Annotated in this window: 20 protein-coding genes and 2 pseudogenes; 11 read left to right on the top strand and 11 right to left on the bottom strand. The window is 42.0% G+C overall.

All coding sequences use genetic code 11. The features are described from left to right. Window positions 1–2: 2 nt before the first annotated feature. A complete protein-coding gene (locus DU53_RS07585; RefSeq protein WP_063728294.1) occupies window positions 3–470 on the bottom strand; it encodes a hypothetical protein in 468 nt (155 codons plus the stop codon). A 1-nt stretch (window position 471) separates the two neighbouring features. After that, a complete protein-coding gene (locus DU53_RS07580) occupies window positions 472–1,194 on the bottom strand; it encodes a tetratricopeptide repeat protein (protein ID WP_015868784.1) in 723 nt (240 codons plus the stop codon). A gap of 70 nt (window positions 1,195–1,264) precedes the next feature. Here DU53_RS07580 and thiI point away from each other — a divergent pair, with 70 nt between their 5' ends. The 4 genes from thiI to DU53_RS07560 are packed head-to-tail and all read left to right on the top strand — an operon-like array spanning window position 1,265 to window position 4,609. After that, on the top strand, window positions 1,265–2,479 hold the full coding sequence (gene thiI, locus DU53_RS07575) for a tRNA uracil 4-sulfurtransferase ThiI (protein ID WP_015868783.1): 1,215 nt from the start codon (window positions 1,265–1,267) through the stop codon (window positions 2,477–2,479). Continuing rightward, window positions 2,445–3,230, top strand: coding sequence for a 1-acyl-sn-glycerol-3-phosphate acyltransferase (locus DU53_RS07570; protein ID WP_015868782.1), 786 nt, complete (start codon window positions 2,445–2,447; stop codon window positions 3,228–3,230). Before thiI ends, DU53_RS07570 begins: the two co-directional genes overlap by 35 nt. A gap of 16 nt (window positions 3,231–3,246) precedes the next feature. Further along, complete coding sequence (locus DU53_RS07565; RefSeq protein ID WP_015868781.1) at window positions 3,247–3,780, top strand: bifunctional nuclease family protein; 534 nt, start codon at window positions 3,247–3,249, stop codon at window positions 3,778–3,780. Then, window positions 3,752–4,609: a polyprenyl synthetase family protein gene (locus DU53_RS07560; RefSeq protein WP_015868780.1), complete on the top strand. Its 858-nt coding sequence runs from the start codon at window positions 3,752–3,754 to the stop codon at window positions 4,607–4,609. Before DU53_RS07565 ends, DU53_RS07560 begins: the two co-directional genes overlap by 29 nt. Window position 4,610: 1 nt before the next feature. Here the strand turns inward: DU53_RS07560 and DU53_RS07555 are convergent, their stop codons facing one another. From DU53_RS07555 to DU53_RS07540, 4 genes are all read right to left on the bottom strand, one after another. After that, window positions 4,611–5,408: a serine/threonine-protein kinase gene (locus DU53_RS07555; protein WP_255358898.1), complete on the bottom strand. Its 798-nt coding sequence runs from the start codon at window positions 5,406–5,408 to the stop codon at window positions 4,611–4,613. 317 nt (window positions 5,409–5,725) lie between these two features. Then, complete coding sequence (locus tag DU53_RS07550) at window positions 5,726–5,914, bottom strand: MoaD/ThiS family protein (protein WP_015868778.1); 189 nt, start codon at window positions 5,912–5,914, stop codon at window positions 5,726–5,728. Continuing rightward, the gene (locus DU53_RS07545) at window positions 5,911–6,813 is read right to left on the bottom strand and encodes a bifunctional enoyl-CoA hydratase/phosphate acetyltransferase (RefSeq protein ID WP_015868777.1); all 903 of its coding nucleotides are present in this window, start codon (window positions 6,811–6,813) and stop codon (window positions 5,911–5,913) included. Before DU53_RS07545 ends, DU53_RS07550 begins: the two co-directional genes overlap by 4 nt. Window positions 6,814–6,848: 35 nt before the next feature. After that, a complete protein-coding gene (locus DU53_RS07540) occupies window positions 6,849–13,136 on the bottom strand; it encodes a fibronectin type III domain-containing protein (protein WP_015868776.1) in 6,288 nt (2,095 codons plus the stop codon). A gap of 169 nt (window positions 13,137–13,305) precedes the next feature. Here DU53_RS07540 and DU53_RS07535 point away from each other — a divergent pair, with 169 nt between their 5' ends. Then, on the top strand, window positions 13,306–14,082 hold the full coding sequence (locus DU53_RS07535; protein ID WP_015868775.1) for an inositol monophosphatase family protein: 777 nt from the start codon (window positions 13,306–13,308) through the stop codon (window positions 14,080–14,082). On the opposite strand, the gene rlmD is transcribed toward DU53_RS07535, so the two are convergent. Together rlmD and argS are read right to left on the bottom strand one after the other, a co-directional pair. Then, the gene (rlmD, locus tag DU53_RS07530; RefSeq protein ID WP_015868774.1) at window positions 14,069–15,391 is read right to left on the bottom strand and encodes a 23S rRNA (uracil(1939)-C(5))-methyltransferase RlmD; all 1,323 of its coding nucleotides are present in this window, start codon (window positions 15,389–15,391) and stop codon (window positions 14,069–14,071) included. The two genes, DU53_RS07535 and rlmD, sit on opposite strands and share 14 nt — an antisense overlap. 9 nt (window positions 15,392–15,400) lie before the next feature. Then, entirely contained in the window at window positions 15,401–17,029 is a 1,629-nt protein-coding gene (gene argS / locus DU53_RS07525; protein ID WP_015868773.1) for an arginine--tRNA ligase, read from the bottom strand. Between the two features lie 184 nt (window positions 17,030–17,213). On the opposite strand from argS, the pseudogene argF reads away from it, so the two are divergent. From argF to DU53_RS07495, 6 genes and pseudogenes are all read left to right on the top strand, one after another. Further along, window positions 17,214–18,156 (top strand): annotated as a pseudogene (gene argF, locus DU53_RS07520) (ornithine carbamoyltransferase). Between the two features lie 15 nt (window positions 18,157–18,171). After that, on the top strand, window positions 18,172–19,110 hold the full coding sequence (gene arcC, locus DU53_RS07515) for a carbamate kinase (RefSeq protein ID WP_015868771.1): 939 nt from the start codon (window positions 18,172–18,174) through the stop codon (window positions 19,108–19,110). A gap of 992 nt (window positions 19,111–20,102) precedes the next feature. Then, a complete protein-coding gene (locus tag DU53_RS07510) occupies window positions 20,103–21,014 on the top strand; it encodes a DUF4382 domain-containing protein (RefSeq protein ID WP_015868770.1) in 912 nt (303 codons plus the stop codon). 71 nt (window positions 21,015–21,085) lie between these two features. After that, window positions 21,086–21,745 (top strand): hypothetical protein, encoded by a 660-nt coding sequence (locus DU53_RS07505; RefSeq protein ID WP_015868769.1) that lies wholly within the window; start codon window positions 21,086–21,088, stop codon window positions 21,743–21,745. A 6-nt stretch (window positions 21,746–21,751) separates the two neighbouring features. Continuing rightward, entirely contained in the window at window positions 21,752–22,438 is a 687-nt protein-coding gene (locus DU53_RS07500) for a response regulator transcription factor (protein WP_015868768.1), read from the top strand. Beyond that, window positions 22,435–23,745, top strand: coding sequence for a HAMP domain-containing sensor histidine kinase (locus DU53_RS07495; RefSeq protein ID WP_015868767.1), 1,311 nt, complete (start codon window positions 22,435–22,437; stop codon window positions 23,743–23,745). Before DU53_RS07500 ends, DU53_RS07495 begins: the two co-directional genes overlap by 4 nt. 225 nt (window positions 23,746–23,970) lie before the next feature. Here DU53_RS07495 and DU53_RS12890 read toward each other — a convergent pair whose 3' ends face one another. The 3 genes and pseudogenes from DU53_RS12890 to DU53_RS12170 form a co-directional block, all read right to left on the bottom strand. Continuing rightward, the gene (locus DU53_RS12890) at window positions 23,971–24,276 is read right to left on the bottom strand and encodes a group II intron maturase-specific domain-containing protein (RefSeq protein WP_235599755.1); all 306 of its coding nucleotides are present in this window, start codon (window positions 24,274–24,276) and stop codon (window positions 23,971–23,973) included. Between the two features lie 142 nt (window positions 24,277–24,418). Next, window positions 24,419–25,255, bottom strand: a complete 837-nt coding sequence (locus tag DU53_RS07490) for a reverse transcriptase domain-containing protein (protein WP_235599754.1) — start codon at window positions 25,253–25,255, stop codon at window positions 24,419–24,421. An 820-nt stretch (window positions 25,256–26,075) separates the two neighbouring features. Further along, a pseudogene (locus tag DU53_RS12170) lies at window positions 26,076–26,231 on the bottom strand (ISNCY family transposase); the annotation flags it as partial.

Below are 26,231 nucleotides of genomic sequence, written 5' to 3'. Positions count from 1 at the left end.
CTTCAAATTGGACTGTCTTCTCCTTTCTTGAGTATCTTTTTGATATCTTGCATAGCGATAAAAAAGAATAAAACTACCGACATTACGATTCCAGGGCTTCCAAGTTTCTTATAGGCTATAAACGAAAGCCCGATAGCAACAGCGCTCCAGAACAGAGCAGAAAATAATATCGCTGCCGTTTTTTTGCTCAATAGCAATCCTTCAAAACCTGAAAACAAATAACCAATGCTTATTAACGGCAACACCATATAATAATCTGAAGGCGAAGCACCTTTGGCATATCCCAACAAGAGTAAAGCATAAAGCAAAACCAGGGTAATCCCCTGAAGCTGAGGGATCCATTCAACATCCTTTGAAATAACTGTCCCAAAGAACAATAACCCCGCCAAAAAAACACTATAACCAAGAGAATAGCCTATTTTGGGCATAAACAGAATTGGAAGAATAGAAAAAACTATTCTGTAGACCATCTTACCACCCGTAACCGTGCTCCTCAAGCCATTCTTTTGCTTCCTCTTTAGATTTTTCTCCAGCCTTTATGAAATTCGGATGCAGGGGCATTGTTACTACTTTCCTGTAATATCTGGCTGCATTATCGTATTTCTTCCACTTATCATAAAGGATGGCAAGTTCAAGATATGCGTTCACATATTTCGGATCGAGTCTAATGGCTTTCATGAAAAGCTCTTCAGATTTCTCGAAATCTTTGAAAGGCCATGGTGTATCTCGATATCTCATTGCCATCGCTATAATCGGGAACGGGTTATCAGGCATTAATTCCATAGCCTTTTTAATGTATTTATCAAAATCACCGAGCATAAAAAGAGATTTAACTATGCCTTCATATTGAGCAAGTTGACCTATTGCGGCACCTGCAACATAATAAGAATATCCATAATTTGGATCCATTTCGATAGCTTCTTCTGCATACTTTCTGGCTTTTTCATAGTATTCTTTTTTCGCATCCCCTTCTATCCAGTTCGCATATTCTCTGAGACAATCAGCATACAGTGCAAGGATCCTGACATCTTCAAAAGTCTGTGGATCGTTTTCTAACTCTTCTATAAACGTTTTCATAGCTTCAGTATCCTGATACGATCTGATCTCGACAAACCTCTCCCACAATTCATCGAAACTTGCTGCTACTACCATCAATCCCATCAAAAGTATTCCCATTAAAAGAATCTTTTTCATTTTCATCCCCCCTACTTCGTAAGTTGAGTTAAAATAATTATATCATTGTACTATCCAGGAGGCCTAAGAAATGAAAAAAATCATCATCATACGATACGGTGAAATAGGATTAAAAGGCAAAAACAGAAGCTATTTCGAAAAAGCGCTCATCAGAAACTTAAAATCCCAGATTCCCGGTGCAAAAGTTTATAACAAGAAGAAAAGATTCCTGATCGATATTCCTGAGGAATTCATATCTGAAGCTATGGAAATTGTTTCCAGGACATTTGGTGTTCAAAATTACAGTCTTGGTGTTCAAACCAACTTTGAAATCTCTGAAATCGAAAAAGTTGCCAGAGAGCTTGTTTCCATGGAGGTAAACACTGGAAAAAGGACCTTCAAAGTAGAGACCCGCCGTGCCAATAAACGTTTCCCGATGACAAGCCAGGAGTTGAATGCGTATCTCGGTGAAAAGATACTGGATGCTTTTCCGGAATTGAAGGTAGATGTCCATACTCCGGATTTCAAAATAGGTGTTGAAGTTAGAAACGAAGGAGTTCTTGTTTTTGGGGACAAGATTCCTGGTCCCGGTGGTCTTCCTGTCGGAGTCAGCGGATCAGCATTACTGCTGCTTTCGGGAGGTATTGACAGTCCCGTTGCTGGATGGTATGCCCTAAAGAGAGGGATCACCCTTCACGCCATTCATTTCGCAAGTCCACCTTACACCGGTGAAAAAGCCTTTGAAAAAGTCCTTGATCTCGCAAAAGCGTTGACAAAATACAATGGCGGTAGGGACATGTTGCTGTACCGGGTCCATTTTACAAAATTACAGCTGGCTATTCACCGCAACGTCCGAGAAAGCCTTAGTCTCGTTATACAACGACGCGCTATGATGAGGATTGCCACAAAAATAGCAAAAGAACATGGTTACAAAGCGATAGTTACGGGTGAGAATCTTGGACAGGTAGCCAGCCAAACAATAGAAAATCTTCACACTATCGGAAGCGCAACTGATATACTTGTTTTAAGGCCTTTAACAGGATTCGATAAGATCGAAACAATACAGATTGCGAAAAAAATCGAGACTTTTGAAATCTCGATACAACCATACGAAGACTGCTGCACCGTTTTCGTTCCACAACAACCAGCCACAAAAGCAAGAATCGTTGACGTTGAAATCGAAGAGTCGAAACTCGATTTAGCTCCATTATTGGATGAAACAATGAAGATGGTAGAAATTTATAAACTAAGGCAAGGAAAGGTGATAGAAATTGAAAAGCCGGGAATGGATAAAACAAATTCGTGATTTTTTTCTGACAATCTGGGTAGCGATAGCCGTTACAGGTTATGTGTTGGTATATGGTGCTTTCGTTCTTCTCATCAGCTGGTTCATTGAAAAGTTTCGAGGCATTGAAGCAGCAAAAGACTATGTTGCGCAAGAGGTTGGAAGGTTTGGTAGGGTGGCGTTTTTCGTCATAGGTTCAAAAGTGAGCGTGGAAGGTGCCGAAAACATTCCTCCAAAAGGACCTCTGGTCATAGTATCAAACCATCAAAGCGCTTTCGATATTCCATTAATAGTTGGATATGTTAAAGGTAGAATATCGTTTATAGCAAAAATAGAAGTCTCAAAGATACCAGGCTTCTCGTGGTTTGTGAAGAGATTAGATGGTGTCTTCATTGATCGAGGAAATAAAATTCAAACAGCGGCAGCAATAAAGAGGATTTTCAATATACTGCGCAACGGTGGTACAATCATGTTGTTCCCGGAAGGCACCAGAAGTCTGGACGGTAGTATTAAGAAATTCAAGAAAGGGTCCCTTTCGATACCTCACAAACTTAACATTCCAATACTTCCCGTTGCTATTGATGGAACCAAAGACATAATGAAAAAAGGAGAACTTTTAATACATCCGGCTATCGTGAAAATTAGAATCCTGAAACCTGTATATCCGGGTAAATTCAATACAGAAGATGAATTGAGGGAAGAAATCAGGAAAATGATTTCAGAAGCAATCGTGCAAATGCGAAATCGGGGTGAAGAATATGCTTCAAATTAGAATTAGAGGTTTGGCTTTGGATCAATCAAGCTCTCCTGTTGTTATTTTAGAAGTAGATGAATCTAATATGGGATTTGCGATCTGGATTGGTCCCTTTGAAGCAGAGTCGCTGGCGCTTGCTGTAAGCGGTGAAAGCTTCCAAAGACCCTTGACCTACGATCTTTTCATCGAATCGATAAAATCTCTTGGCGGAAAGTTTGAGAAAGCAGTTATACATTCCGTTAGAGACAATGTTTACTATGCTTCGCTTTATGTAACCGATTCAACAGGAAACACGAAATCTCTAGATGCGAGACCCTCCGATTGTCTTGTTCTTGCTGCGAAGTGTGGGTTTCCGGTCTTTGTTGAAGAATCGGTATTCACCGAAAGTGCTATCGACCTCAGCAAACTTCAGGGTGCTTACGAAAGTGGAGAAGATGAAAAAACTGATAAAGACGAAGATCAGGAGTTTAAAGAATTCGTAAAACGGTTCGATATTGAAGATTTAAGAGAATATTTTGAAAGAAGGCAGCAGGAAAACGATGAAGACGAAGACGCTGAAGATAAATGATTTTAGAAAAGAATTCGATAAGTTTCTTCGAGATCATCTCGAAAGACTGATGGTATGTTCATCTTTTTCCAGTATAATCAACTACACCCCATTAACAGGGGGCAAAAGGTTAAGACCCTATTTAATAGCTCTCTTCTCGCAAGCTATCGGTTTGCCTTCAGAACTTTATATGAAGCTCGGAGTAGCTGTCGAACTCTTTCATAGTGGCAGTCTCATACACGATGACCTTCCAGCGATAGACAACGACGATTTCAGAAGGGGAAAGCCCTCACTTCATAAGGCTTTCGATGAAGCCAGTGCCATTCTTGCCGGGGACTTTCTAATGCTGTACCCTGTAAAAGTGCTTCAGGAACTGACAATAAACGAACACTTAAAATTCCTTCTGATAAATGAATGGATTCGTACAGCGTTATCAATTATTGAAGGTGAATATCTCGACGTAACGTACGAACCATCTTCAAACACGAAAGATGTTAACAGGATTCATAGATTGAAAACAGCCGAGCTTTTTGGCTTTTGTTTCTCATCACCATTCATCTGCGCCGACCGAATGGAAGAAGCAAAGAAGATGAAAGAAACAGGATTACGCTTCGGGCACATCTTTCAGGTCCTTGACGATATCAAAGACAAGCTTCAACCTATAGAAATTCTTGGAAAAACACCGGGCAAAGATGAAAAGCTTAATCGTCCGTCAATTCTGCGATTCATGTCTCCCGAAGAAGCTCTGAACACCTCTGAAAAAGACTTCAAAACACTTCTGGAAAATATAGAATATCCAGAGGTTTGCGAAGGTCTTAAAAAGCTGTGGAAACTCATCGTGAAGGCTTGATTCAAAAAAAGAAGGAGTCCAATGCTTTTAAGAAACTGTCCACGCTGTAAAATCTTTTTTCGGGGCTTAATGCCATCGCCTTAAGGATAAGCTTCTTTATTTTCCTTCCAACATCAGGAATCATTAGTTCTTTCCCTTTAGCTCTTTGGGTAGCGGGCACCGGACTTTCTCCGGTAACCAGGAAATAGAGGACACCGCCCAGGGAGTATATATCAGTCTGAACGTTTGGAACTGCCTGGCTGGTAAAAAGTTCAGGAGCAGAATAATTCAAGGAAACCACATTATGTTCTCCTAATCTGAAAAAGCTGTCTTTTATCCCGGAAGCTCCAAAATCTGCTATTCTGACAAACATTCCGCTTTTCAAAAGGATATTAGAGGGCTTCAAGTCACCATGTACAAACCCATACTCATGAATAGCTTTCAATCCCAATGCTATTTCTCTTATGAGGTCAAGAGCCTCTTTGGTCCCAAGAGGCCCCCGGTCTCTTATAAATTGTTGTAATGTTGGTCCTTCAACATACTCCATAACATAATACGCGGTGTTATTTTCTTCAAAAGAGTCAAGAAGTCTCACCACTCTGTGATCATTAACCTTCTCCAGTATTTCAGCTTCAACAAGAAAGCGCTTGACTTTTTCATAGTATTGCTCAGGTTCTATACCCTCCGGTGGCAAGACGTTTAGTCCTTCGCGCCTGGCACCCTTTGGAAAGAACTCCTTAACGGCTGTATTTTTGCTTTTAGCATTGTCAACACAAAGATACGTTATACCAAACCCACCGCGTCCGAGAAAAAAAACTATGCGGTATCTTTTTTTAAGAAGCGTTCCGTAAGGAAGATATTCTATTTTAGTCCCTCCTTTTTTGAGTCTTTAAATTTCAATTACTTTATCATTTTAGTATAGATTTTTAGTATAGATTACAGCAATATCAAATTGTCTACATCACACAACTCCGAGCGACTTACTAATTGGCAACTACTAGCATGCCAATATTATACACACAATAACGTACCAAAACTTAATATTTCCATCTATGATGGAGATATACTTTGGCATTGGTTCGTTAAGACTATTTTTAGCAGCTATTTGACGTGGTTTTACGATAACGTGATTAAGTATTAGCCTCCAGAAACAGCTCTAACGATCCTCACTTCGGAAGTTTCGCTGATTACGATATCTGGCGTTTTGATCTGGCCATCTACGATCACAATATGGGCTTCGGGATTCAGTCTAAGTTCCTCCAAAAGCCTCCTCACCGTCATGCGTTTATCGAACTGGTAAGTTTTATCGTCGAATTTTACAATCATTTCATATCACCTGCCACACTAAGAACAGCAAGCGCCAGAGATGCAAGTTTTGACTTCGCGTTGTCTGCCCTTGAGACAATCACAACAGGCGCAGTAGCACCAAGAACCAAACCGGCAATTGTTCCACCGGCGAGATACACCGCCGATTTTCCGAGAAAATTACCTGAGTGTATATCAGGTACTATCAACAGTTCAGCTAGTCCTGCAACATTTCCTTTAACTTTCTTTATCTTCGCTGCGGTCATGTTCAGGGCATTGTCCAGTCCTAGGGGCCCATCTACCTCACACGCAGGAAGCTGGCCGCGTTCAGCCATTTTAGCGATCACAGCAGCTTCAAGGGTTTCAGGCATGTCAGGATTAACCACTTCAACAGCTGCTAACAAAGCTACTCTGGGCCTTTCGTAACCCAAACTGTGAAGGAATTTGACAGCGTTTTCGATAATAGCCTTCTTTTGAGAAAGGTCCGGCCGAATTACCATACCCCCATCAGAAACGTAAACAAGCCTATCGAGCGCGGGAACATCAAGAACGGCGATATGACTCAATAAACTCCCACTTCTCAACCCCCACTCCTTGTTGAGAACTGCTTTGAGCAATATGGCTGTCTTTACAAGTCCCTTCATAAGGATATCAGCTTTACCATTGCGAACCAACTTTACCCCTTTTTCAGCAGCTTCATCCGGCGTTTTGGCATCAACAACTTCGCACTGAAGCCCGAATTCATCAAGAAGCACGTCAACTTTATTTTTATCCCCAACAAGAATTGGCTCTACAACACCCTCTCCAGCCGCGGTTTTAAGGGCAATCAACCCTTCTCTATCCTCAGCTCCAACAAGAACGGCTTTCTTGCCTTTAACACTTCTGGCTTTTTCAATCACTTCATCAAGGGTTCTGAACAAGCATGACACCTCCTGGGGTAACGGGCTTAAACATCTTAGTGATGTGAATACTTGAACATATTCCTGTTCTCTTCAAAATACTCGATCTTCAATCGGCAACTATCTTCAGCTTCACCCGACTCTGATGTAAGAATTATTTTGTACTTGTTTCCAGAAACATCTTCGCAGTGAATGATTCCAAGATCATCAGCATAAATCTTTGAAACGGATTCGCTTGAGATTTCTAACTCACCGATTGGTTCTTTATCTTTGAATACCATGATCTTTCCATCTACTGTTCCGGCTACCACAACTTCCTCGCCAAAGATACGATATATCATGAAAGCAGTAAATCGTATCCCGTCATCCAAACGTTCTCCAGGCCCTGTCATAAAGTACCAGTAATCGCTTTCGGTATTCCCTCCATGGAAATCCTCAGCAACAACTTTCCACCTATATATTGAATAAGGCATCAAGGGTTTCATCTCTACTTTATTAGAAATCAGCTTTTCCACCTTCAGGAACTGATCCACCAAGATATTTTCAATTACGAGGCTATACACCAATGAATCGCCATCCGGATCTTCCCCTTTCCAGCTGAACTCAAAAGAATCAGCGGGAACAATTTCACCATTCGCGGGTACCAATGCATTTGGCTTTAACGGAGGTCTATTTGCGGTTGTTATAACGACCTCATCAGTATCATAACCTTTTTTGAATGCCTCCATGACTTTCAAGATTATCCTGTACTTTCTATTGCCTTTAAGTCCTTCAACTCTCCATTTAGTATCCGTTGTTCTATAAACAGCTGTAAATGGTTTCTCCGTTGTGTTAATTTCTTTGATTTCTACTATACTCTTAAGAGAATCTCCATCCATATCAAAAGCCTTCCAATAAATAATCGCTTTTTCTGGATCCACAACGGCGTTCGGTTCGAGCAACAACTTCGCCACAGGATCATGATTTCTCGTGACAAATGACATTTGATCCATTTCGGTCAAACCACCATAAGGATCTTTCGCGATAACCTTCCAATTAATGGTACTATTACCTGGAAGTTCTGTTAGCAACAGATAATTGTTTGATGTTGTTGCAGAATATGTGGCCTTTCCAAAGTTAACCCTCACCTCATAAACCAGAGGATCTCCATCAACATCGCTGAATTCCCAGCTCAACATCACCGATAACGGAACGTTTTCTTGATTGTTTTTCGGGAAAATATTCTCTGTTCCCTCGAAAACCGGCGGATGGTTCGCTGTTGTAAATTCTGCTTCTACTACATCACTGTATACCCTTCCATCGAAAGCCACCAGTTTCCACTTATATTTGGTATGGCCAGCAAGGTTTTTTTCAAGCTCTATGCTGGTATTCTTTTTGACAATGATTGGCTCAGTCGGGTAATCTTCTCCTTTTTTCTTAAGATAAAGATAGTAAGTGAGAATGTCATCATCATCGTCATAGGCAAGCCAGGAAAAGACAACATTTTCTGCCTCGACTTCTTGATCATTTTTAGGTGACAATATTTTCACTATCTTTGGCGCTATATTCACAGTAACGAACCTCAAAGAATCAGATGTTCTGCCTCCATATTTGTCCGCAGCTTCGACAATCAAAACATAGGTGCTATGACCATTAAGCTTCACATCCTCTGGAAGTTGGTAATAATTCTTCATGTATGAACCTACTTCAAGTACCGTTGTGGTATCTGCACCTTTAATCTCCTTGAGAACAACATTATATACTAGAGGATCATCATCAGGATCAGTAGCTTCCCAGAAGAATCCGAGCCCGCTCTTGGGAACCCGGGTAAGATCTAACACACGGCTCCCATATTCATCCTGAATCTCCTTAATTGAAACCAAAGGCTTTCTATTCGGAGTAACAAAGGTTAAAACCTTCGTTATCGGTTCTGTCACGTGCGATGGCACCTCTTTTCCTTCTCTTGCTGTAATCTCAATTGTATATTCTCTGTTACCCATCATCTCAAACTTTGTGTTGTTTTTTGTTAACTGTACAAAAGTTGCATCGGTGGTAGCCTGGAAAATCAACATCCCTTCGCTATCGAACACCTTAACTTCAAAGGTAAGGGAGTCCCCATCCGGATCTATCGCTGTCCAGCTTATCTTCGGATAAATCTCGTCTACATAGTATGTCGGCTTTTCAATTTCAACAACAGGGGCGTAGTTTTTCGTCCAGAAAGTTCTCCGTTCCGTTCGTGAAGAACCCCGATGTCCATCCCATGCAACCACCTGCCATACATATTTCGCATGAGGTTTAAGAGAAGGTATTTCTACAAATCCTCTGTCAGTAGAAATAGTTTCGGTAGCTTCTTCACTAACCAATCTGTAATGAAGTTCATAAGTGAGAACATCCCCTTCAAAATCAGAACCAGTCCACTCAAACCTGACGTTTTTATAATCCACAATACGATCTTCAGGCCCTATTACCGTAAGATTCGGTGGAGTATTTGGAGTTTCAAAACGCTCAACGTAACTATCGCTTTTTGGCTTAAATGCTGCGTAAGGAACATCAACAATATCTATGGCCACTTCATATTTCGTGTGTCCCCTCAATCCATAGAATGTAGCAGTTGCAACTACTTCCTGCTCTACCTTACTTCTCTCAATGCTCGCTGGGTCAAGTACATTTCCAAAGGAATCTTTTAACTTAATGTTGAAGTTTATATCATCGCCATCAAGGTCGGATCCCTTAACAGTAACAACTGTCTCATAACCATTCGGGTTCACCTCTAGCAATGGTAACTGTGAAGTGACAATTTCTACCTCATCAATAGTAGGTGCTCTATTATCAAGGAACAAAGTCGCTACTTTCTTCGTTTCCGCTTTTTCGTCTTTCACAGAAAGTATCACATCGTACCATCCGCGAATGGGCAATAGAACTTTATACTGTTTTGAGGTTGTTGGAGCGACTTCCGGTTCAAGATCCTCAAACTTGCTAAACTCACCCTGCTTAAGTTTAAACATCAAAATAGTGGAAAGCGGTTCATGATCATAATCCATCGCTTTCCATGTTAGACTTGCCCCAAGGGTAGGATAGGGCAGAGGCTCTAGCTCAAACACCGGGATTTCTGGTTCATGATTGGGAGCGTAGAAAACTACTTCATCACTTTCAGCCTTACCACCATTAGCGTCTTCTGCAATGATCTTGAGCTGATAATTTTTGTTTCCAGGAAGCTCTTTCTTCAAAACGAGACGCGTCATCGTAGTATCAAAAGTCAAAGCCTTTTCAGTGATTGCATCCTTCACGATTACTTTGTAACTGAGAACATCACCATCTTCGTCCACACAGGACCATTTTATACCTTGGACATAGCTAAGAGAACCACCATTAACTGGATAAACAACCACAGGTTTTTCCGGATTTCTATTGCTCGTATAGAAGACCACACGCTTCTCGACCATACCACCATGATTATCCTGGGCCAGAACCTTCAATTCGTATTTACTGTGACCGATAAACTCATAAGCATCAGAAAGAACAAAAGAGGTAGCATTCACCGTCATAAGATACTTGCCATTAATATAGAGTTTCAAAGCAACCCTTCCATCGTCAACATCCTTTGTTTCACACGCAAAAGCGACCTCATCCGGGTTTACAACGGAATCTTTTTCAGGCAAAATGATTTCAAGATGAGGTGGTGTGTTCTTAACCACAAATTCCAACCAGTCAGAAATCCCTTTGCCACCAAATCCATCGGTAACACTGACACGCCAATAATAACGACAATTACCTTTCAACGGTATACCATCAAGAGATATATTGGTGGCGTCAGGGTCAAGAACCTTTTTATAGACAGGGTTGTAATCAGCATCTACAATCTCAACCACCGGAGTCACCGTATCTTCATCAAGATCCTTCACTTCCCAGGATAACTCGGTTTCTGCAGGAGAAATGATAGCTTTGTCCGCTGGTTTTAGATTATATACAGATGGGTTTCTATTCAACGTTACGAAGCGCCAGGAAGGGCTGGTACTTCCATCTGCCTTGTAAGTAACATGCCACGAGTATTCAGTATGGGGTTTGAGTGACGATAGAACATAGAAATTGTCCTCAACCTCGAATGGTTCACTTTCTGGTGCATTCGGGTCTGATATCCAGAGTATAAAACCCTTCGCATTGGGAACATCTTCAAGTTTCCATCTTAACATAGGATTCAATCCAACGTCTATTGCTTTGTGCGCAGGTTCTACAGCCACCCACGAATGTCGTTGCAGGAATAAGGTCGTCGAATACGTTCTCGGGCTTATTCCATCATCTGCATAAGCTCTCAGGTAGCGCTTTTCGCCGGGTTTTAGATGCAAATGACGTTCTAATCTACCAGAATAGGTACTTGTAGAAGAAGCAAGTTCTGTAATAACGGTGAATTCAGGATCTTCTGAGGATTCCAGTCCAAGAGTTATCTCATCATCATCGATATCAGTTGCCGTAAGAGTCAAAAGGAATATCGAATCACCACGTGTCTCGTCCCAGATTCTGCGGAATTTAAGATCAACCTCGGGTGTGGAATTCACGCGAGTATTAAGAGTCCAATAGATCTCCTGGCCATTTTTATCAAGACATTTCAATTCTTTTCCATCATCAAGTATCAACGAAACAGTCCATTTATACACAGTATCAGGCTCAAGAGAAATTTCAAAGAACTCTTTTGTTGTTAAATACGTTTCAAGTTCGCCATTGGCTTTTTTGATCTTCAACCTATACTTGGTGACATCTTTTCTAAAAGGCTTAGCCCACTCGAAACGGAACAAGTTGTGATCCAATTTGGATATTCTGGGAGAGATGCCAACCCATACACTTTTCTTTACCCAATCACCGGTAACCTCTTTCCCATCCACAGTAGAAATCTTTACACCTAATTCATATCGCTCATACTCATCTAAATAGATCATTATCTCGTTTTTAGCGCTTCGTTTTATATCAGAGGTGGTAAACGGGAGTCCCGCTTTTTTAACGTAGTAGTCGTAAGTGATGCGAGTACCTTCAATAAGTGGATCCGGGCTGATAAAAATCTTTACCGGATTTCTTTCGCTGTCTACCTCAACTGCAGGTGCGGTTACCTCCTTTGAAACCGTTGAGAAACGTTGTTTCTGGAATTCCTGGCCTGTAATTGCTATCATCCACACATAATTTTTGAATGGAACAACCGGTATGCTTATAGAATTGGAAGAAAATGTAAAAACCCTTTCAACAAACCTGGCATCTCCTTCTTCCCCATAACGAACTGTAAAAGTACCCTTTTCTCCATATGGATACAAATAAGCCCATCTTAATTTAACATAGGACATACCTGAACTAACGGGGACAACATTTCCATCGGCAGGATCTGTTACGAACTTTGGCAGAACACTGAATACGGTAGAACTACTTTCAGTTACGATTTTTTCGATATTTTTTAAGAACTCAAGCTCACGGAATCCTTTGAGCACTTCATCAGACCGGAGAGTGTCCAAAAAAGCTTCTTTGTCAATAACAAGTAATATTTCTAGAAGTTCGGCTTTGCCCACATTATCAAACTCTTCTAACCTTTTTTCCACTGATTCTCTGTGTTTTCTCGCCAGTGTTTCTTCTATGCTGGTTTTTGAAATCCCTTTAAAAGCATTATAATAACTATCGATTTCAGCGGCAGCCTTAATTATTTCCCGAACACTTTCAAAAGAACGCAGCGTCCCGCGCTCTTCACGATACAAACGATAGCGCTGTTCTATTGAATTCTTAAGTTCTGTAATTCTGTCAAGAAGTATAATAGCCGTTTCGTACCCGATAAATTCCCGGTAATCTCCTGTGAAGCTGTAAGCGTTGTCTAGGAAATCTTTAGTTCTATCAAAGGATATTTTTTCAACATATTCTTTTGCTTTATTATAAAGCCATTTTCTGTTTCTACCTGGTCTTCGAAATAAGCTTTCAAGATATTCAGCGTTTTTCTTAGCGAAGTTATAATACCTCTGAACTGTATCAGGAGAAATATCCCATTTTGATAAAGCTATATAAATCCGAAAAAGAGCTCCCTTATCCTTGATCACCATTCCAGAAGAGTCTATTATAACGGGAACAGCTCTACCATCTGTATACTTAATGAATATAAGCCGGTAGAACTCTGAATTCTCCTTTAAAGAAGGTAGTTCCTCTCGATCAACCTGAACCTCATAAAATGAAACTAAAGGGTTTGAACTAACTATAGTTTTGGCAACATCTTCATCTGCTAATTCAAATTTACCAAAGGAATCATTATAAACAATCACTATCGGTTCTACTTCGATAATATTAAAAGCAAAACCAATTAACGAAAAAAGTACAACCAAAAGAAACATGAACTTTTTTCTCATTGGTGTCCCCCCCTTAAGATACTATACAACTTTTCGACTTTAATTTTATCACAGTGCTTTTGTAAATTGAAAGAGCTATACTGTGACTGACATTTCACCAAATTCTTGAAGGAAGTGCTTTTTCGCATGAGGTTGAGGTTTTATAATAACATCGAAAATATCTCTGGGGGTGATTCAAACGGATCGTCTGGAATTAGCTCTTAAAATAATTGAAAAAGCCGGCATTGAACTAAACGAAAACTTCACAAAAGTTAGAAAGATTGCTCATAAAAGTGATCAATTCGATCTGGTAACTCAGTTTGACCTTAGCATTCAAAAAATGCTAACAAACGAGATCCAAAAACAATTTCCTGAAGATAAAATACTGGCAGAAGAAGGCGAAGCCTCGCAAAACACATTTCAGGAGAACCAGTGGATAATAGATCCAATAGATGGAACCGTCAATTTCATTCATCGATTCCCTATCTTTTGCATCTCTCTAGCCTTTTACGGAAAAGAAGAAAAGTTTGGCCTCATTTATGAACCCCGCAACAACACTCTTTTCCATGCACTTGAAGGCAAAGGAGCTTTTCTAAACGGGGAAAGAATACACGTATCGAACACCATGAACCTCAATGAATCTCTCGTTACGCTCGGCACTTCCGTACTTGGTGCCTCAGAACTTTTAAAGCACCTGCATCGAAAGGTCAGACGCGTCAGACTCCTTGGAAGCGCGGCCATTCAAGGAGCATACGTTGGTTGGGGAGTATCCGAAGCCTTTATAGGATACAAAATGAAAATCTGGGATATTGCGGCCGCTTACTTGATAGTAAAAGAGGCCGGTGGAAGGGTAACAAACTGGTATGGTGAAGACGTAGAAGTCCACCAGACAAATGAAATGCTCTTCACCAACGGTAAAATCCTTGAGCCACTGTCAAAAATACTTTCAAGTATCAAACTCGATTGAAGATTGCTACAACCTCAACGTGGTGAGTATCTGGAAACATATCGAACGCTCTCAGAGCCTTGAGAGAAAAGCCTTTGTTGCTCAAGTATCTGGAATCTCTGGCAAGAGTAGTTGGATTACAGGAGATGTAAACAATTCTCTTTGGTAAAGCTTTCCCAATCAGTTCGATATCTTTACCGATACCAGCTCTTGGAGGATCGAGGATCACTTTATCAAATTTTTCTTCATTCTTTTCAAGAAAATCTCTGGTATCCATGTTAACAGCCTCAAGATTACTTATCATATTTATCCTTGCATTTGAAAGCATGGCTCTGGAAGAGATTTTTATTCCCTCCACTGCTACGACTTTCTTAAACATCCTTGCAAAGTAAAATGCGAAAGTTCCTATTCCGCTATAAAGGTCCAGAAAGGTCTCCGATGGCGATGGATTTAATTCCTGTTGAACGTACTTCAAAAGTTCCTCCATAACAAAAACATTCGCTTGAAAAAAAGAAACCGGTGGAACCTGAAACACAGCATCCCCGAGGGTTTCCGTGATAATCCCTTCTCCATATATAACACGGTAGGGTCCACGAAGCACAACATCATCACGGGAATTAAATACATGTACCAGTGAAGTAACTTCAGGCAATTGCTCTTTGACTTCCCGACTTATTTTATCTATTTCGGGAAAAGATTCCCTTTTCGTTATTAGCAAAGCAACAATATCACCATTACGGTTACCCCTGAGAACCAGATGCTTCAAAAAACCTCTCTTTGATTCTCTATTGTAAGGCTTTACACCAAATCTGGAAAGGATTTCCTCAAACGTCCTTCTAACCTTCCCAAATCCCTCATAACCCAGATCGCAATCCTCTACATCCACAACTTCATTACTAAACCTTTTATACATCCCAAACCCGATCTTTTTACCTTTCTGGTAAGCCACATATTCCATCCTGTTCCTGTAATGGTTGGTTTTTTTAGATGGTATCATCTCAAAATCCGGTAGTTCATAGAATTTACCGACCCTTCGAAATTGTTCCTGAACTATTCTCTTTTTCCAGAGAAGCTGGTTACTATATTGAAGACCTCCCCAGTCGCAACCCCCACAGTCGGGAAAACCCTTGCATCCTTTAATTTTTCTATCCGGTGAGGACTGAACCACTCTGACTGTCTTCCAGAATTCTACACTTTCCTTTCCTTTCAGCTTAACAGCTTCAACGGTCTCTCCCGGAAGCCCCTCTGTTAACAGCACAACCTTTCCATTTTCATCTCTGGCAAAACTGTATCCGTCAGAAATCAGCTTCTCAACTGTAAATTGCTTCATACAAGCCACCTACATACTTTCAGGCGCCGAAACCCCGATAAGGCTCAGCCCATCACTAAGAACATTCTTAACAGCTTTACAAAGTGTAAGCCTGAACATACTTAGCTCCGGCGAATCCGCATCCACAACAACGTGTTTATTGTAAAAAGCATGAAAAGCTCCCGCAAGGCTTTCAAGGTAATTCGTGAGCCGGTTTGTTTTATAATCCTCAGTAATCTGATCCAGTATCTCAGGGAAGTTCCCGAGTTGCTTTATTAAACGCTTTTCTTCTTCATTCATAAGAACTTCAGGAATCCTGGTATCTAATTTCATCCCGCGTTGTGAAGCCGTTCGAAAGATACTTGCTATCCTGGCGTGGGCATATTGAACGTAAAATACAGGATTTTCGTTGTTTTTCTTCTTTGCAAGATCTATATCAAAAAGCATGTGGGTATCAGGGTCAAACATAGCGAAAAAGTATCTCGTGGCATCCTTACCAACGGACTCGACGAGCTCATCGAGAGTGGAGAATTGCCCTTTCCTTGTTGACATCTTAATCACTTCTCCGCCGCGTTTTATATTGACGTATTGGTGAATTATAAAATAAAGGAAATCATCGGCAATTCCCAACGCTTTCATAGCTGCTCTCATTCGTGGAATATGTCCCATGTGATCAGCGCCCCATATGTCGTAAGCCCTTCTATAACCTCTTTTGTACTTGTTGTAGTGATAGGCTATATCAGTCAGAAAATAGGTGTATGTTCCATCAGAACGTACAAGAACCTTATCGTCATCATCGACAAACTTTGAAACGGCGAACCAGAGAGCTCCATCCTTTCTATATGTCAAACCCATTTCATCGAACTTTCGGAGTATCTCTTCAACACTTCCATCATCTACGAGCGACTTCTCACTGAAATAATTATCAAAGGACATCCCAAGGCGTTCAAGGGATTCTTTCATTCCTTCCATTATCTTCCCAACAGCATAACTCTTAAAGAACTCCTCGATCTCAGAGTCCCAACGATCTACAAACCTATCACCATAACTGATTTTCAATTCTTCGGCAAGATCGATCAGGTATTCACCGCGATAACCATCCTCTGGAAGCTCGTATTCCTTCCCAAAAAGCTCGTTATATCTAACCCACAAAGATCTTCCCAGAAGCTTTATCTGCCGTCCAGCATCATTTATATACATCTCACGGTGTACGCGATAACCTCTCGCCTGAAAAACATTGCAAAGCACATCACCGAATATCAACTGCCTTCCGTGGCCAATGGTGTACGGACCCGTGGGATTAGCACTGCCAAATTCAAATTGAATAAGCGTATCTCCTTCTTTTTCCCAGAATCGAGGATTATCTACAATATGAAAAAGGCTCTTTCTGTATATCGAATCGTTCAAAACAAAGTTTATAAATCCCGGACCGGCAACAGTGACTTTCAAGACATACTCTAATTCTGAAAAACGTCCAGAAAGTTCCTCGGCGATCATCTTCGGGCTTTTCCTGAGTTTTTTTGTCAGAAGAAAAGCAACATTCGTAGAATAATCTCCAAATTCCTCCGGCGGTATTTCGACCTTGAAATCTGGTACTTCATCAATTCCAAGATCGGAGACAACTCGCTTTATATCGTTCTTAAGAAGTTCTTTTATCACGATCACACCTCCATATGAATATACTCGCATAACCTCGCATACTCTTGCATACTGAAGCATAACATTGTATTGCGACAATATAATTTAATCTAAGTTTACAGAAAGAGGTTAACATGATTGAAAGCATTTTTTTTAATGGGTATCATATAAGAAGAATACCACTTTACTAAAGGAGGGAGTTTGTGTGGGAGTAAATCTTAAAGGAAAAAGCTTTCTCACTCTCTTGGATTTTAAACCGGATGAAATACGCTATCTCCTCGATATAGCCAGAGAAGTAAAAGCAGAAAAAAGAAGCAGGTTTAACAACACAAAGATTTCTCGGGAAAACACTTGCCATAATCTTCGAGAAAAGATCAACAAGAACGCGAACTGCTTTCGAAACGGCTTTCGGTGAAGAAGGCGGGCACCCGGTGTTTCTATCAAAAGACGATATCCACCTCGGTGTCAAGGAAGATCTCGAAGACACCGCAAGGGTTCTCGGAAGAATGTTCGATGCAATAGCATTCAGAGGATTTAAACAGAAAACTGTTGAAGGCCTTGCAAAATGGTCTGGAATACCTGTTTACAACGGTCTCACAGATCTCTACCACCCCACCCAGATACTCGCCGACTTCATGACAATAGAGGAATATTTCGGAAGCCTCAGAGGAAGAAAACTTGTCTTTATGGGAGATGCCAGAAACAATGTGGCAAATTCCCTTATGATTGGTTCTGCTAAAATGGGACTGCATTTTGTTGCTTGTGGTCCAAAGGATCTCTGGCCTTCTGAGGAATTGGTAAAAAAATGCAGGGAGATTTCCGAAAGTACCAACGCTGTTATCGAAATAACCGACGATCCAGCTGAAGCGGTAAAGAACGCTGACGCTATCTATACAGATGTCTGGGCCTCAATGGGTGAAGAAGACAAACTTAAAGAAAGAATTGCTTTACTCAGACCTTATCAGGTAAACCAGGAATTGATGGAACTAACAGACAGAAAAGATACCATATTCCTCCATTGTTTGCCTGCTGTTAAAGGCAACGAGGTAACGAGAGATGTTATAGAAGGACCACAGTCAAGGGTATTCGAAGAAGCCGAAAACAGAAAGCATACTATTAAAGCTGTTATGATAGCAACTTTGTTGTAATGGGAGGTTTGGAGCATGAAAAAAGCAGTCGTAGCTATCGGCGGCAACGCACTGAACAAGCCCGGCGAAAAGCCAAGCGCAGAGGCAATGAAGAAAAATCTGCTTGGTACCGTCAAACATCTTGCAGATCTTATTGAAGACGGCTATGATCTGGTAATAACACACGGTAATGGCCCACAGGTTGGAAATCTCCTTGTCCAGCAGGAAATTGCCAAGGACACATTACCACCATTCCCGATCGACGTAAATGATGCTATGACTCAAGGATCAATAGGTTATCTGATAACCCAAACTCTCGGCAACGAACTGAAAAGCCGGGGAACAGAAAGACAAATAGCCTGTGTTCTAACCCAGATAATCGTTGATAGAAACGATCCGGGTTTTGAAAACCCCACAAAACCAGTAGGACCATTCTACGATGAAGAAACCGCGAAAAAACTTCAAGCAGAAAAAGGCTGGATAATGAAAGAGGATGCCGGACGTGGCTGGAGGAGAGTTGTCCCTTCCCCAAAACCTCTGGATGTAGTTGAGATTGAAGCAATCAAGGCTCTTACAGGAAATGATTTCATCCTCGTAGCCGGCGGTGGCGGTGGAATACCCGTTGTAAAGAAAGATGACGGAACACTTGAAGGTGTAGAAGCCGTCATCGATAAAGATCGCGCTTCCGCTTTACTGGCAAGACTCCTAGATGCTGATCTCTTCCTGATTCTCACAGCCGTAGACCACGCTTACATCAACTTCGGCAAACCTGATCAAAAAGCTCTCGAACGCATATCAGTCAACGAAGCCAAAAAATTGATGGATGAGGGTCACTTTGCAAAGGGCAGTATGTATCCAAAAATAGAATCCGCCATTGATTTCGTGGAATCCACCGGAAAAGAGGCGATCATCACCTCCCTGGAAAAAGTCAAAGAAGCAATTCAGGGAAAATCTGGAACACATATAACTAAGTAATTGTAATTCAAATAACGAAAAGGCCTTCCAGCTTTCTTTTTCTTATAGTAAAAGCTGGAAGGCCTTTTAATTGATGACAAGTCAGCCTTTGTAAGCCTTGCTCTATCAGCTGACAACCTTGCAAACATCTAATTTTTTCAACTGCGAAGCAGTTATCGAGTAGGAGGGGGGAGAACCCCCCGTCCTCTCACAGAACCGTGCATACGGGCCAACGTACACGGCTCATGGATTGAGTATCGGATTCTCCGACGGTGGTTGAGTACCATTATACGACCTCCGCATGGCCTTCAGAATAAGTCGCATATAACAGGATCGGTTTTCTACCCCTTTCGAGGAATATACCCAACCCTATAATGGATTACTTGCCTGCCCCAGCCATTTCAGACCACCGTCGGCATTTCAGCCTCCATTACGGGCTCCTGTTATACTCGCTTCCCTTTGTGCCATTTCCTCAACCCTTCACCCCTTCGCAAGTAACAGACCCTTTCGGTTCCTGTTACCCCCATCGCTCAAGGCGATAGTCCCTTCTCCTTTCAGAGAGGTTCAACACTACTACGGGTTCGTCTGCCATCCAAACCTGTAGAGTTGGAGCTCGGGCTTCCCCATACACGGCAAGGTTACCCACTCTACCGGCCAACACTGGTCACTTTCGTTCAGTTCCAGATTTTGCCTTAGGCTTCCTTCAGATTCACCGTTACCAGTGACACCCTTGCCCTCAGCTAATGCTTATCTCGCTCCCCGCATTCGGGACTTTCACCCTATAGTTGTATGTCATGCCGGGCACACCATAGCCCCGGCGAAGCCGGTCGCATCAATCCGGAAAGGATTCGTGCCCGCTGCGCAGCAGCTTTCTCGGATTCTCGGTTCTCGGATCTCGGTTCTATAAGTCTTTTAATTTCCTTTTAATCTCAAATGTGTATTCTAATAATGGATTCTAAATGTGTGTGTATCAACAAGAATGAAGGAGAAATTATTTTGGGGAGGTGAGTTTCATGAAAAAGATCACTGTATTACTGCTTGTTGCTATTACTACGTTGTTTGCAATCACAGGTTGTGTTAATTGGATCAATGATTTTGAAGACGAGGAAGAGGTTGGGACTTTGCAGGTCTTCCTGACTGATGCTGTCGTACCGATCAATGACATCGAGAGACTTGAAGTCCAGATAGACGAGATAGTCTTGATTGGTTCAGATGCAAGTCCTACAGAACTTGTAATAAGCGACGAATCCACCGTTGTTAATCTCCTTGATCTCGTCGGAGAAGACATTGATCTTGGAACCGTTGAAGGAACCGGCACCTATGACCAGCTACGTTTCTATGTAGGCGACGTTGCAACTATCACCGTTTTGGGCGTGGAATACCCAATAGAAGTCGTAGCAGGTAAGTTAATATGCCCATTAGAAGGACTTGATATCTCAGAAACCGACGTTCTTCTACTTGATTTCGATCTCTCCAGATCTCTGATAGTTCAGGGACGCTGGGATCCAGAAAATGTCGACAATGTTCATATGACACCTGTTATCCACTCAAGACACGGTGATGACCTCTACGATGTCACTGGTATAATCACTACCCCCTCTGCCACACCATTCCTCGTAACACTAAACCCTGTTGATGATACGGAAGAAGCAACTGCTTTGTTGTCGATGCCAGGTGAAGATGAAGATGAAAACGAAGTCCTCGCAACATTCACTCACAAAGAGTGCACTAAGTGGGAAGAAGGCGAATTCAAGTTCAAGAAAGTAGAAGACGGAAAATACATGCTCTACGTATACGATTACTCCGTGTACTCTCAGGAAGACTTTGATGTTGCTGCAAGCACAACTGAAGCCATCTTTGTGTATCCGGAGATTATCGAAGTTAATGGCGAAGATATCGATCTCGGAGAAATTAACGCGGAATAATAGATAAGAGTTTTACCGGGCCCACCTCCGTTCGGTGGGCCCTTTTTAGGTGTTATACTTTTTAGGAGGGAGTGATAGCTGTTCGCATTATATCTATAGCATTAACAATATTGGCAGTATTATCAGGATCCTTGCTGGCAGCTTCAGGGTTGTTCGACCCTGAGTTTGAGTTCGGCGTGCTGAACACTATCCTGTCTTCCGAGAATATTGGCAACATCTCTCTTGAACTAATCTTTAAAGTACAGGAACTAACAGGCGAGAATGTTCTCGCTATCTATCCGCTTTCTTCCGAGAATCAGTTATGGAGAGTCATAACTCCAACAGCCTCCATAACGATTTCCGGGGATTCTGGAAAAATTATTACAATAGAGGAGAAAAATTGTGACCTTGATCTTGGTGCGCCTGCTGTTTCCCTTGAAGATGCCTTTGCCCTGGCGTATTTACAGACAGGTGTAGAACCAATTGCCGGTTTGCTCGTAAAAAAAGGCAAAGAACTCCGATGGGAGATATTTACCCGTGATGCTGTAATAACAATAGATTCTGAAATCCCTATGGTGCTCGATGTCATCACACCAAACGAAAGAATCAAAGAACTCAAAGTAATGATTGAAAAAGAAAAGAAACCAGAACCACCAATTGTAGTACCAAAACCAGATCACCCAACCAAACCGTCAGATGACCACGAAAAACCAAAACCCAAACCGCCCGGCGGGAAAAAGGACGGTAGGTGAGACCCGGTGAAAATACTGGTTGTTGAGGACAACAAAAAACTTGCAGAAAATATAAAAAAATATCTTGAACTCGAAGGTTTCATCGTTGACCTGGCATATGACGGAAACGAAGGTCTGGATCTCGCGCTTTCCTATAACTACGACTGTATAATACTGGACATAATCTTGCCCGGTATGTCAGGCATTGAAATTTGTCGTTTTTTGAGAGATGAAGAAAAGAGCCAGGTACCGATACTGATGCTCACGGCACTGGGCAGTGTGGAAAATCGGGTGGAAGGACTTAATGTCGGTGCTGATGATTACATGCCAAAACCCTTTGACCTTAGAGAACTTGTGGCAAGAGTCCGTGCACTCATCAGGAGAAATCAGGTTGTTCGTCAGGAAACTCTCAAATACGGCGACCTTGTAATGAACCTGCAAACCAGGGAAGTCAGCTGTAAAGGGGAACCTCTGAATCTCAGCAGTAAAGAATTTTCACTCCTTGAGCTTTTCATGCGTAATCCTGGTGTCGTATTTAGCAGAGAACAAATTCTTGATAAGTTATGGGAAAGCGGGTTCGAACCGCGCAGTAATATCGTTGACGTTTATGTGCTCTACCTGAGAAAAAAGCTCAAACCTTTTGGTTACGACGAAAAAATAGAGACAGTTCATAACATCGGGTATAGACTCAAGAAAGAAGATGATAAAACGTGACTTTAAAAGCAAAGATCTCTCTGCTGTACCTTATTGCGTACGGTTCATCTTTGCTTTTTTTAGCCGCCTTTCTCTACGCTATCGTATACGATCTGAAATATCGAGAAGTCGACAATAGATTGCTGGCTTTTTATGGAAATATCGTTAGAGCATATACAATAGGAAATGCACCCCGTACAGGGCTGTTAAATCTACCGGGTAGTGAAGACCTGGGATTTGAAATCTACAAGAACGATAGGCTAATTGCTTCTTTTCGCATTAAAGGTGGTTTATTCAAAAACGTGGAAGCCCCAGGTACTGGATTCGGTAATTACGGAAATTATCGCTACTATATCTCAGAAGAATCGGTCAACGGTGCTCAATACAAGTTCGTGGTTGCTCACAACCTGGCACCCATTAGGAATTTCCTCAAGAATCTCCTGATTGCGTTGATTGCAGGTTCCCTTTTTGTCGTGATATTGATAACACTTATAGGAATATTCATAACCAGAAAGCTACTCAATCCGATTGGAGAAATCGGAAAACAGCTTGAAGAGATCAGCCACACAGAAATAGACGGGAGAAGGGTGAATGTAAAAATCACCGGTTCAGAAATTGCGAGGCTTCAAAGCGAGGTTAACAAATCACTTAAAAGGCTTGAACTACTCATCAAAGACGCCAAAGCTTTGTCCGCTAAAATCGCACACGAATTGAGAACCCCTCTTTCAGTTCTAAAATCAACTCTCCAATTAGCCTTAGCCCGCAATGATTCAGTTGACTCCATGAAACGCTCACTCAAAGAAAGCCTCCGCGAATTAGATAACCTTATTCAAACCTCAAACGATCTATTACTAATCTCCAACATCGAAAAAGGGATCGTAAATAGGTTTAAACCTTTCGACCTTTCGCAGACAGTTCTGGATGTGATAGAAAATCAAATGGTCCTTAATCCCGATAAACAATTCCACATAAACGTTCCACCAGCTGTAACGTTCAACGGGGTAGAAACTCTGCTCGCACGTGCCGTTGCCAATCTCATAGAAAATGCCGTCAAATACTCCAGGGAAGGCACAATTGAAATAAAACTCAAATGCGATGACAAATCTATCATTATTGAAATTATTAATCCCGGTGAAGAGATTCCTCCTCAAGAGCTTGAAAGAATCTTCGAGAACTTCTACAGGAGAAAGAACGTGGATAAAATAGAAGGTTACGGGCTTGGCCTGTCGGTTGCCCGGGCTGTTGCAAAATTACACGGTGGCGATGTAATTTACAACTACAAAAATGGTCTAAACTGTTTTGCGATCTACCTTCCGAGAATCAGTTAAAAGCCGGTAAGCCCGGCTTCGCCGGGGGTGAACCTCGAAAAACAGCAGGGTCAAGAGATGGCGCCTTAGGTTTAGGCAACACCTATCCGGTTTCTCCCCGTTTCCTTCGGGAGTGCCTCACTAGTATTGCCGTACCCAGGTTTCCATCTCCTGCCACATCAAACCGTACGTGCGGTTTTCCCGCATACGGCTTTCCTGTCTGCTTCGTGCCAAGGGTTATGTGACCTATCGGCCTGGAAGTGCTTTCGGGATGTAATATCGTATTTCGTAGTCGTTGTATATTCCGGTGATTTTCTGTATCTCTTCCCTACTCCACCTTTTCCAGCCGAATCCTTCCCTGCCTCGGGACCTCATCATATGCCTTCTGAGTTTCATTTCCACTCTCTGTCTTACATATCCGAAGCATTTGGAGGAATGACCTATCCGGAAGTAGTTCAACCATCCTCTGAGTATTGGATTTACTTTTTCAACCACCTTTTCGACAGATTGTGACCGATTCTTTCGGAATTCGTGCTTCAGTTTTGTCAGCAATCTCCTTCTTGCCTTTCGGTTCGGTTTGTAATCGGGTCTCCATTTTCCATTCTTGCTTTTGACCCGTCTGAACTCAAACCCGAGAAAGGTGAAGCTTCCGCCTCTTGCCAGGTCAACAATTTTGCTTTTCTCTTCATTTACTTTAGACCTGCAATTTGTCGAATTCTTCCAGCAGTCTTTTGTGAACCTTTTCTGTCAGACTATTGTTAGTTGGATTGACTAAGACAACCAGGTCATCTGCATATCTGGCGTATGCTATTTTGTCTCCTGTTACTGTTTTGGCTTTTTCCAGCATTTTATCCACATCGTTGAGGTATATGTTGGCCAGCAGTGGCGAGATTACCCCGCCTTGAGGGATTCCTTTCTTTCCCGCCGTTTTGCAGATGAGCTTCAATAAATGCATGACCTTTGGATCGTTGACCCTCTTCGCTACTTTTTCGAAAAGTATATGGTGTCTCACGTTGTCGAAGAACTCACTGAGGTCTAAATCTATTACCGTTGTTTTGTTTTCAGTTATCGCCCTTGCCACCGCGTGTATGGCATCATGTGCTTTTCTTTTCGGTCTGAATCCAAAGGAACCTTCCTGGAAGTCTGCTTCGAAGATTGGTTCGAGGATGAGTTTTAATGCTCCCTGTACTATCCGGTCTCTAATCGCAGGTATCCTCAATATCCTTTCTTTTCCGTTGCCTTTTGGAATTCTAACTTCTCGGTATTTCAACGGAAAATAATTTCCATTGAGGAGTTCCCCTCTTAACCCTTGAAGATATTCTTCTACTCCAAGTTCTTCTATCTCTTCAAAGGTCATTCCATCCACGCCTGGCGCTCCGTTGTTTCTTTTAGCCATTTTGTACGCCTGTTTGAGGGTTTCCATTTTGCATACATGAACGTACAAACCCCAGAAACGCCAGTCCGGTTCAGCCTTCGCCTTGGCATATATCCTCTGCCTCAATTCCTGCAGGGTGATAGGCGTTTTCCTCATTTTCGCCTCTGCCTCCTTTTTGTTAGAGAAACTACAAACAGCAGGGTTCCTTCGCTCTAGAGGCATTACCCTCCTTCATCGCTACTACGAACCCATCCGCCACCCTCTCATCTTTCAGCCAATTTCCCATTCTGGTTATATGGCCTACCTTTCTCAAGGGATTTCTCCCAGGGATGAGGAGGGCTTCTCCAGTTGCATTGTGCACCCTTGTATTCGTGCCGTCGCTATCACCCCGCCAGAATGAATCCACGTTTCATCCAGTTTTCGTGAATTCATGTTGCCTTCATCCCTGTACCATGGATTCGGCTTCCGGGAATAAGGGTTTCGAGGCTACCTGTGCGTTCACTTTCGTTACGGCCCGGATACTCCCTCACCATCCTTCCGATGGCTTTGTCGTCAGGCTTCAAGAGTTCAGTTTCCTTCCCCCTTGCTGACCAAGCTACAAGGTTCTGGCTTTTGCCTTGGTGGGTTTATCTCCCACTGAATGCACTTGCCTTTTCTGGACACACGGTACTGCCCTTTTTTTGAGGGATAAGCCTGACCCCATAAGGAGCGCTGATTCCTTCGGGTAGAAAAAAGCTTTGGTTGCTGGTTGCCAGTTGATAGTTGTTAGTCTGTAATTCTTGGATTTTCTACCCCCAAACCCACTCTTCAATATCCTGCTTCGCTCTTTGCTCTTACTACCTCGGGAAGGGCTTGGTTTTTTCCTAGATCGCGGTCTTCGAATATCCTACTGCTAAGATTTTTTCGGGTAACTCGAAATCCGTAATGCCTCAAAAATAAATCTACTTGAAATAGGATGGATGCCTCAAAATAGAATCTACTTGAAATTGAGAGGGACATAGTTGAGGATCCCTCCTTTCGATTTATCAATCTGGATGTTCACTAATTGTTCTTGGAAATGAGTTATTATACTCTTGAGTTTGTAAATGTCTAGGGCTTCGTGTTGTTTGCGAAGCCTGTCTTTTGTATTTTG

Source organism: Kosmotoga sp. DU53, assembly GCF_001639905.1.
In the GTDB taxonomy this organism is placed as follows: Bacteria; Thermotogota; Thermotogae; order Petrotogales; family Kosmotogaceae; genus Kosmotoga; species Kosmotoga olearia.
This window is presented reverse-complemented; position numbering and strand designations above follow the sequence as displayed.

Coding starts and splice junctions, on each gene's coding strand:
- DU53_RS07585 (WP_063728294.1), bottom strand. CDS start 470: ATGGTCTACAGAATAGTTTTTTCTATTCTTCCAATTCTGTTTATGCCC.
- DU53_RS07580 (WP_015868784.1), bottom strand. CDS start 1,194: ATGAAAAAGATTCTTTTAATGGGAATACTTTTGATGGGATTGATGGTA.
- thiI (WP_015868783.1), top strand. CDS start 1,265: ATGAAAAAAATCATCATCATACGATACGGTGAAATAGGATTAAAAGGC.
- DU53_RS07560 (WP_015868780.1), top strand. CDS start 3,752: ATGAAGACGAAGACGCTGAAGATAAATGATTTTAGAAAAGAATTCGAT.
- DU53_RS07550 (WP_015868778.1), bottom strand. CDS start 5,914: ATGATTGTAAAATTCGACGATAAAACTTACCAGTTCGATAAACGCATG.
- DU53_RS07540 (WP_015868776.1), bottom strand. CDS start 13,136: ATGAGAAAAAAGTTCATGTTTCTTTTGGTTGTACTTTTTTCGTTAATT.
- rlmD (WP_015868774.1), bottom strand. CDS start 15,391: ATGAAGCAATTTACAGTTGAGAAGCTGATTTCTGACGGATACAGTTTT.
- arcC (WP_015868771.1), top strand. CDS start 18,172: ATGAAAAAAGCAGTCGTAGCTATCGGCGGCAACGCACTGAACAAGCCC.
- DU53_RS07510 (WP_015868770.1), top strand. CDS start 20,103: ATGAAAAAGATCACTGTATTACTGCTTGTTGCTATTACTACGTTGTTT.
- DU53_RS07490 (WP_235599754.1), bottom strand. CDS start 25,255: ATGAGGAAAACGCCTATCACCCTGCAGGAATTGAGGCAGAGGATATAT.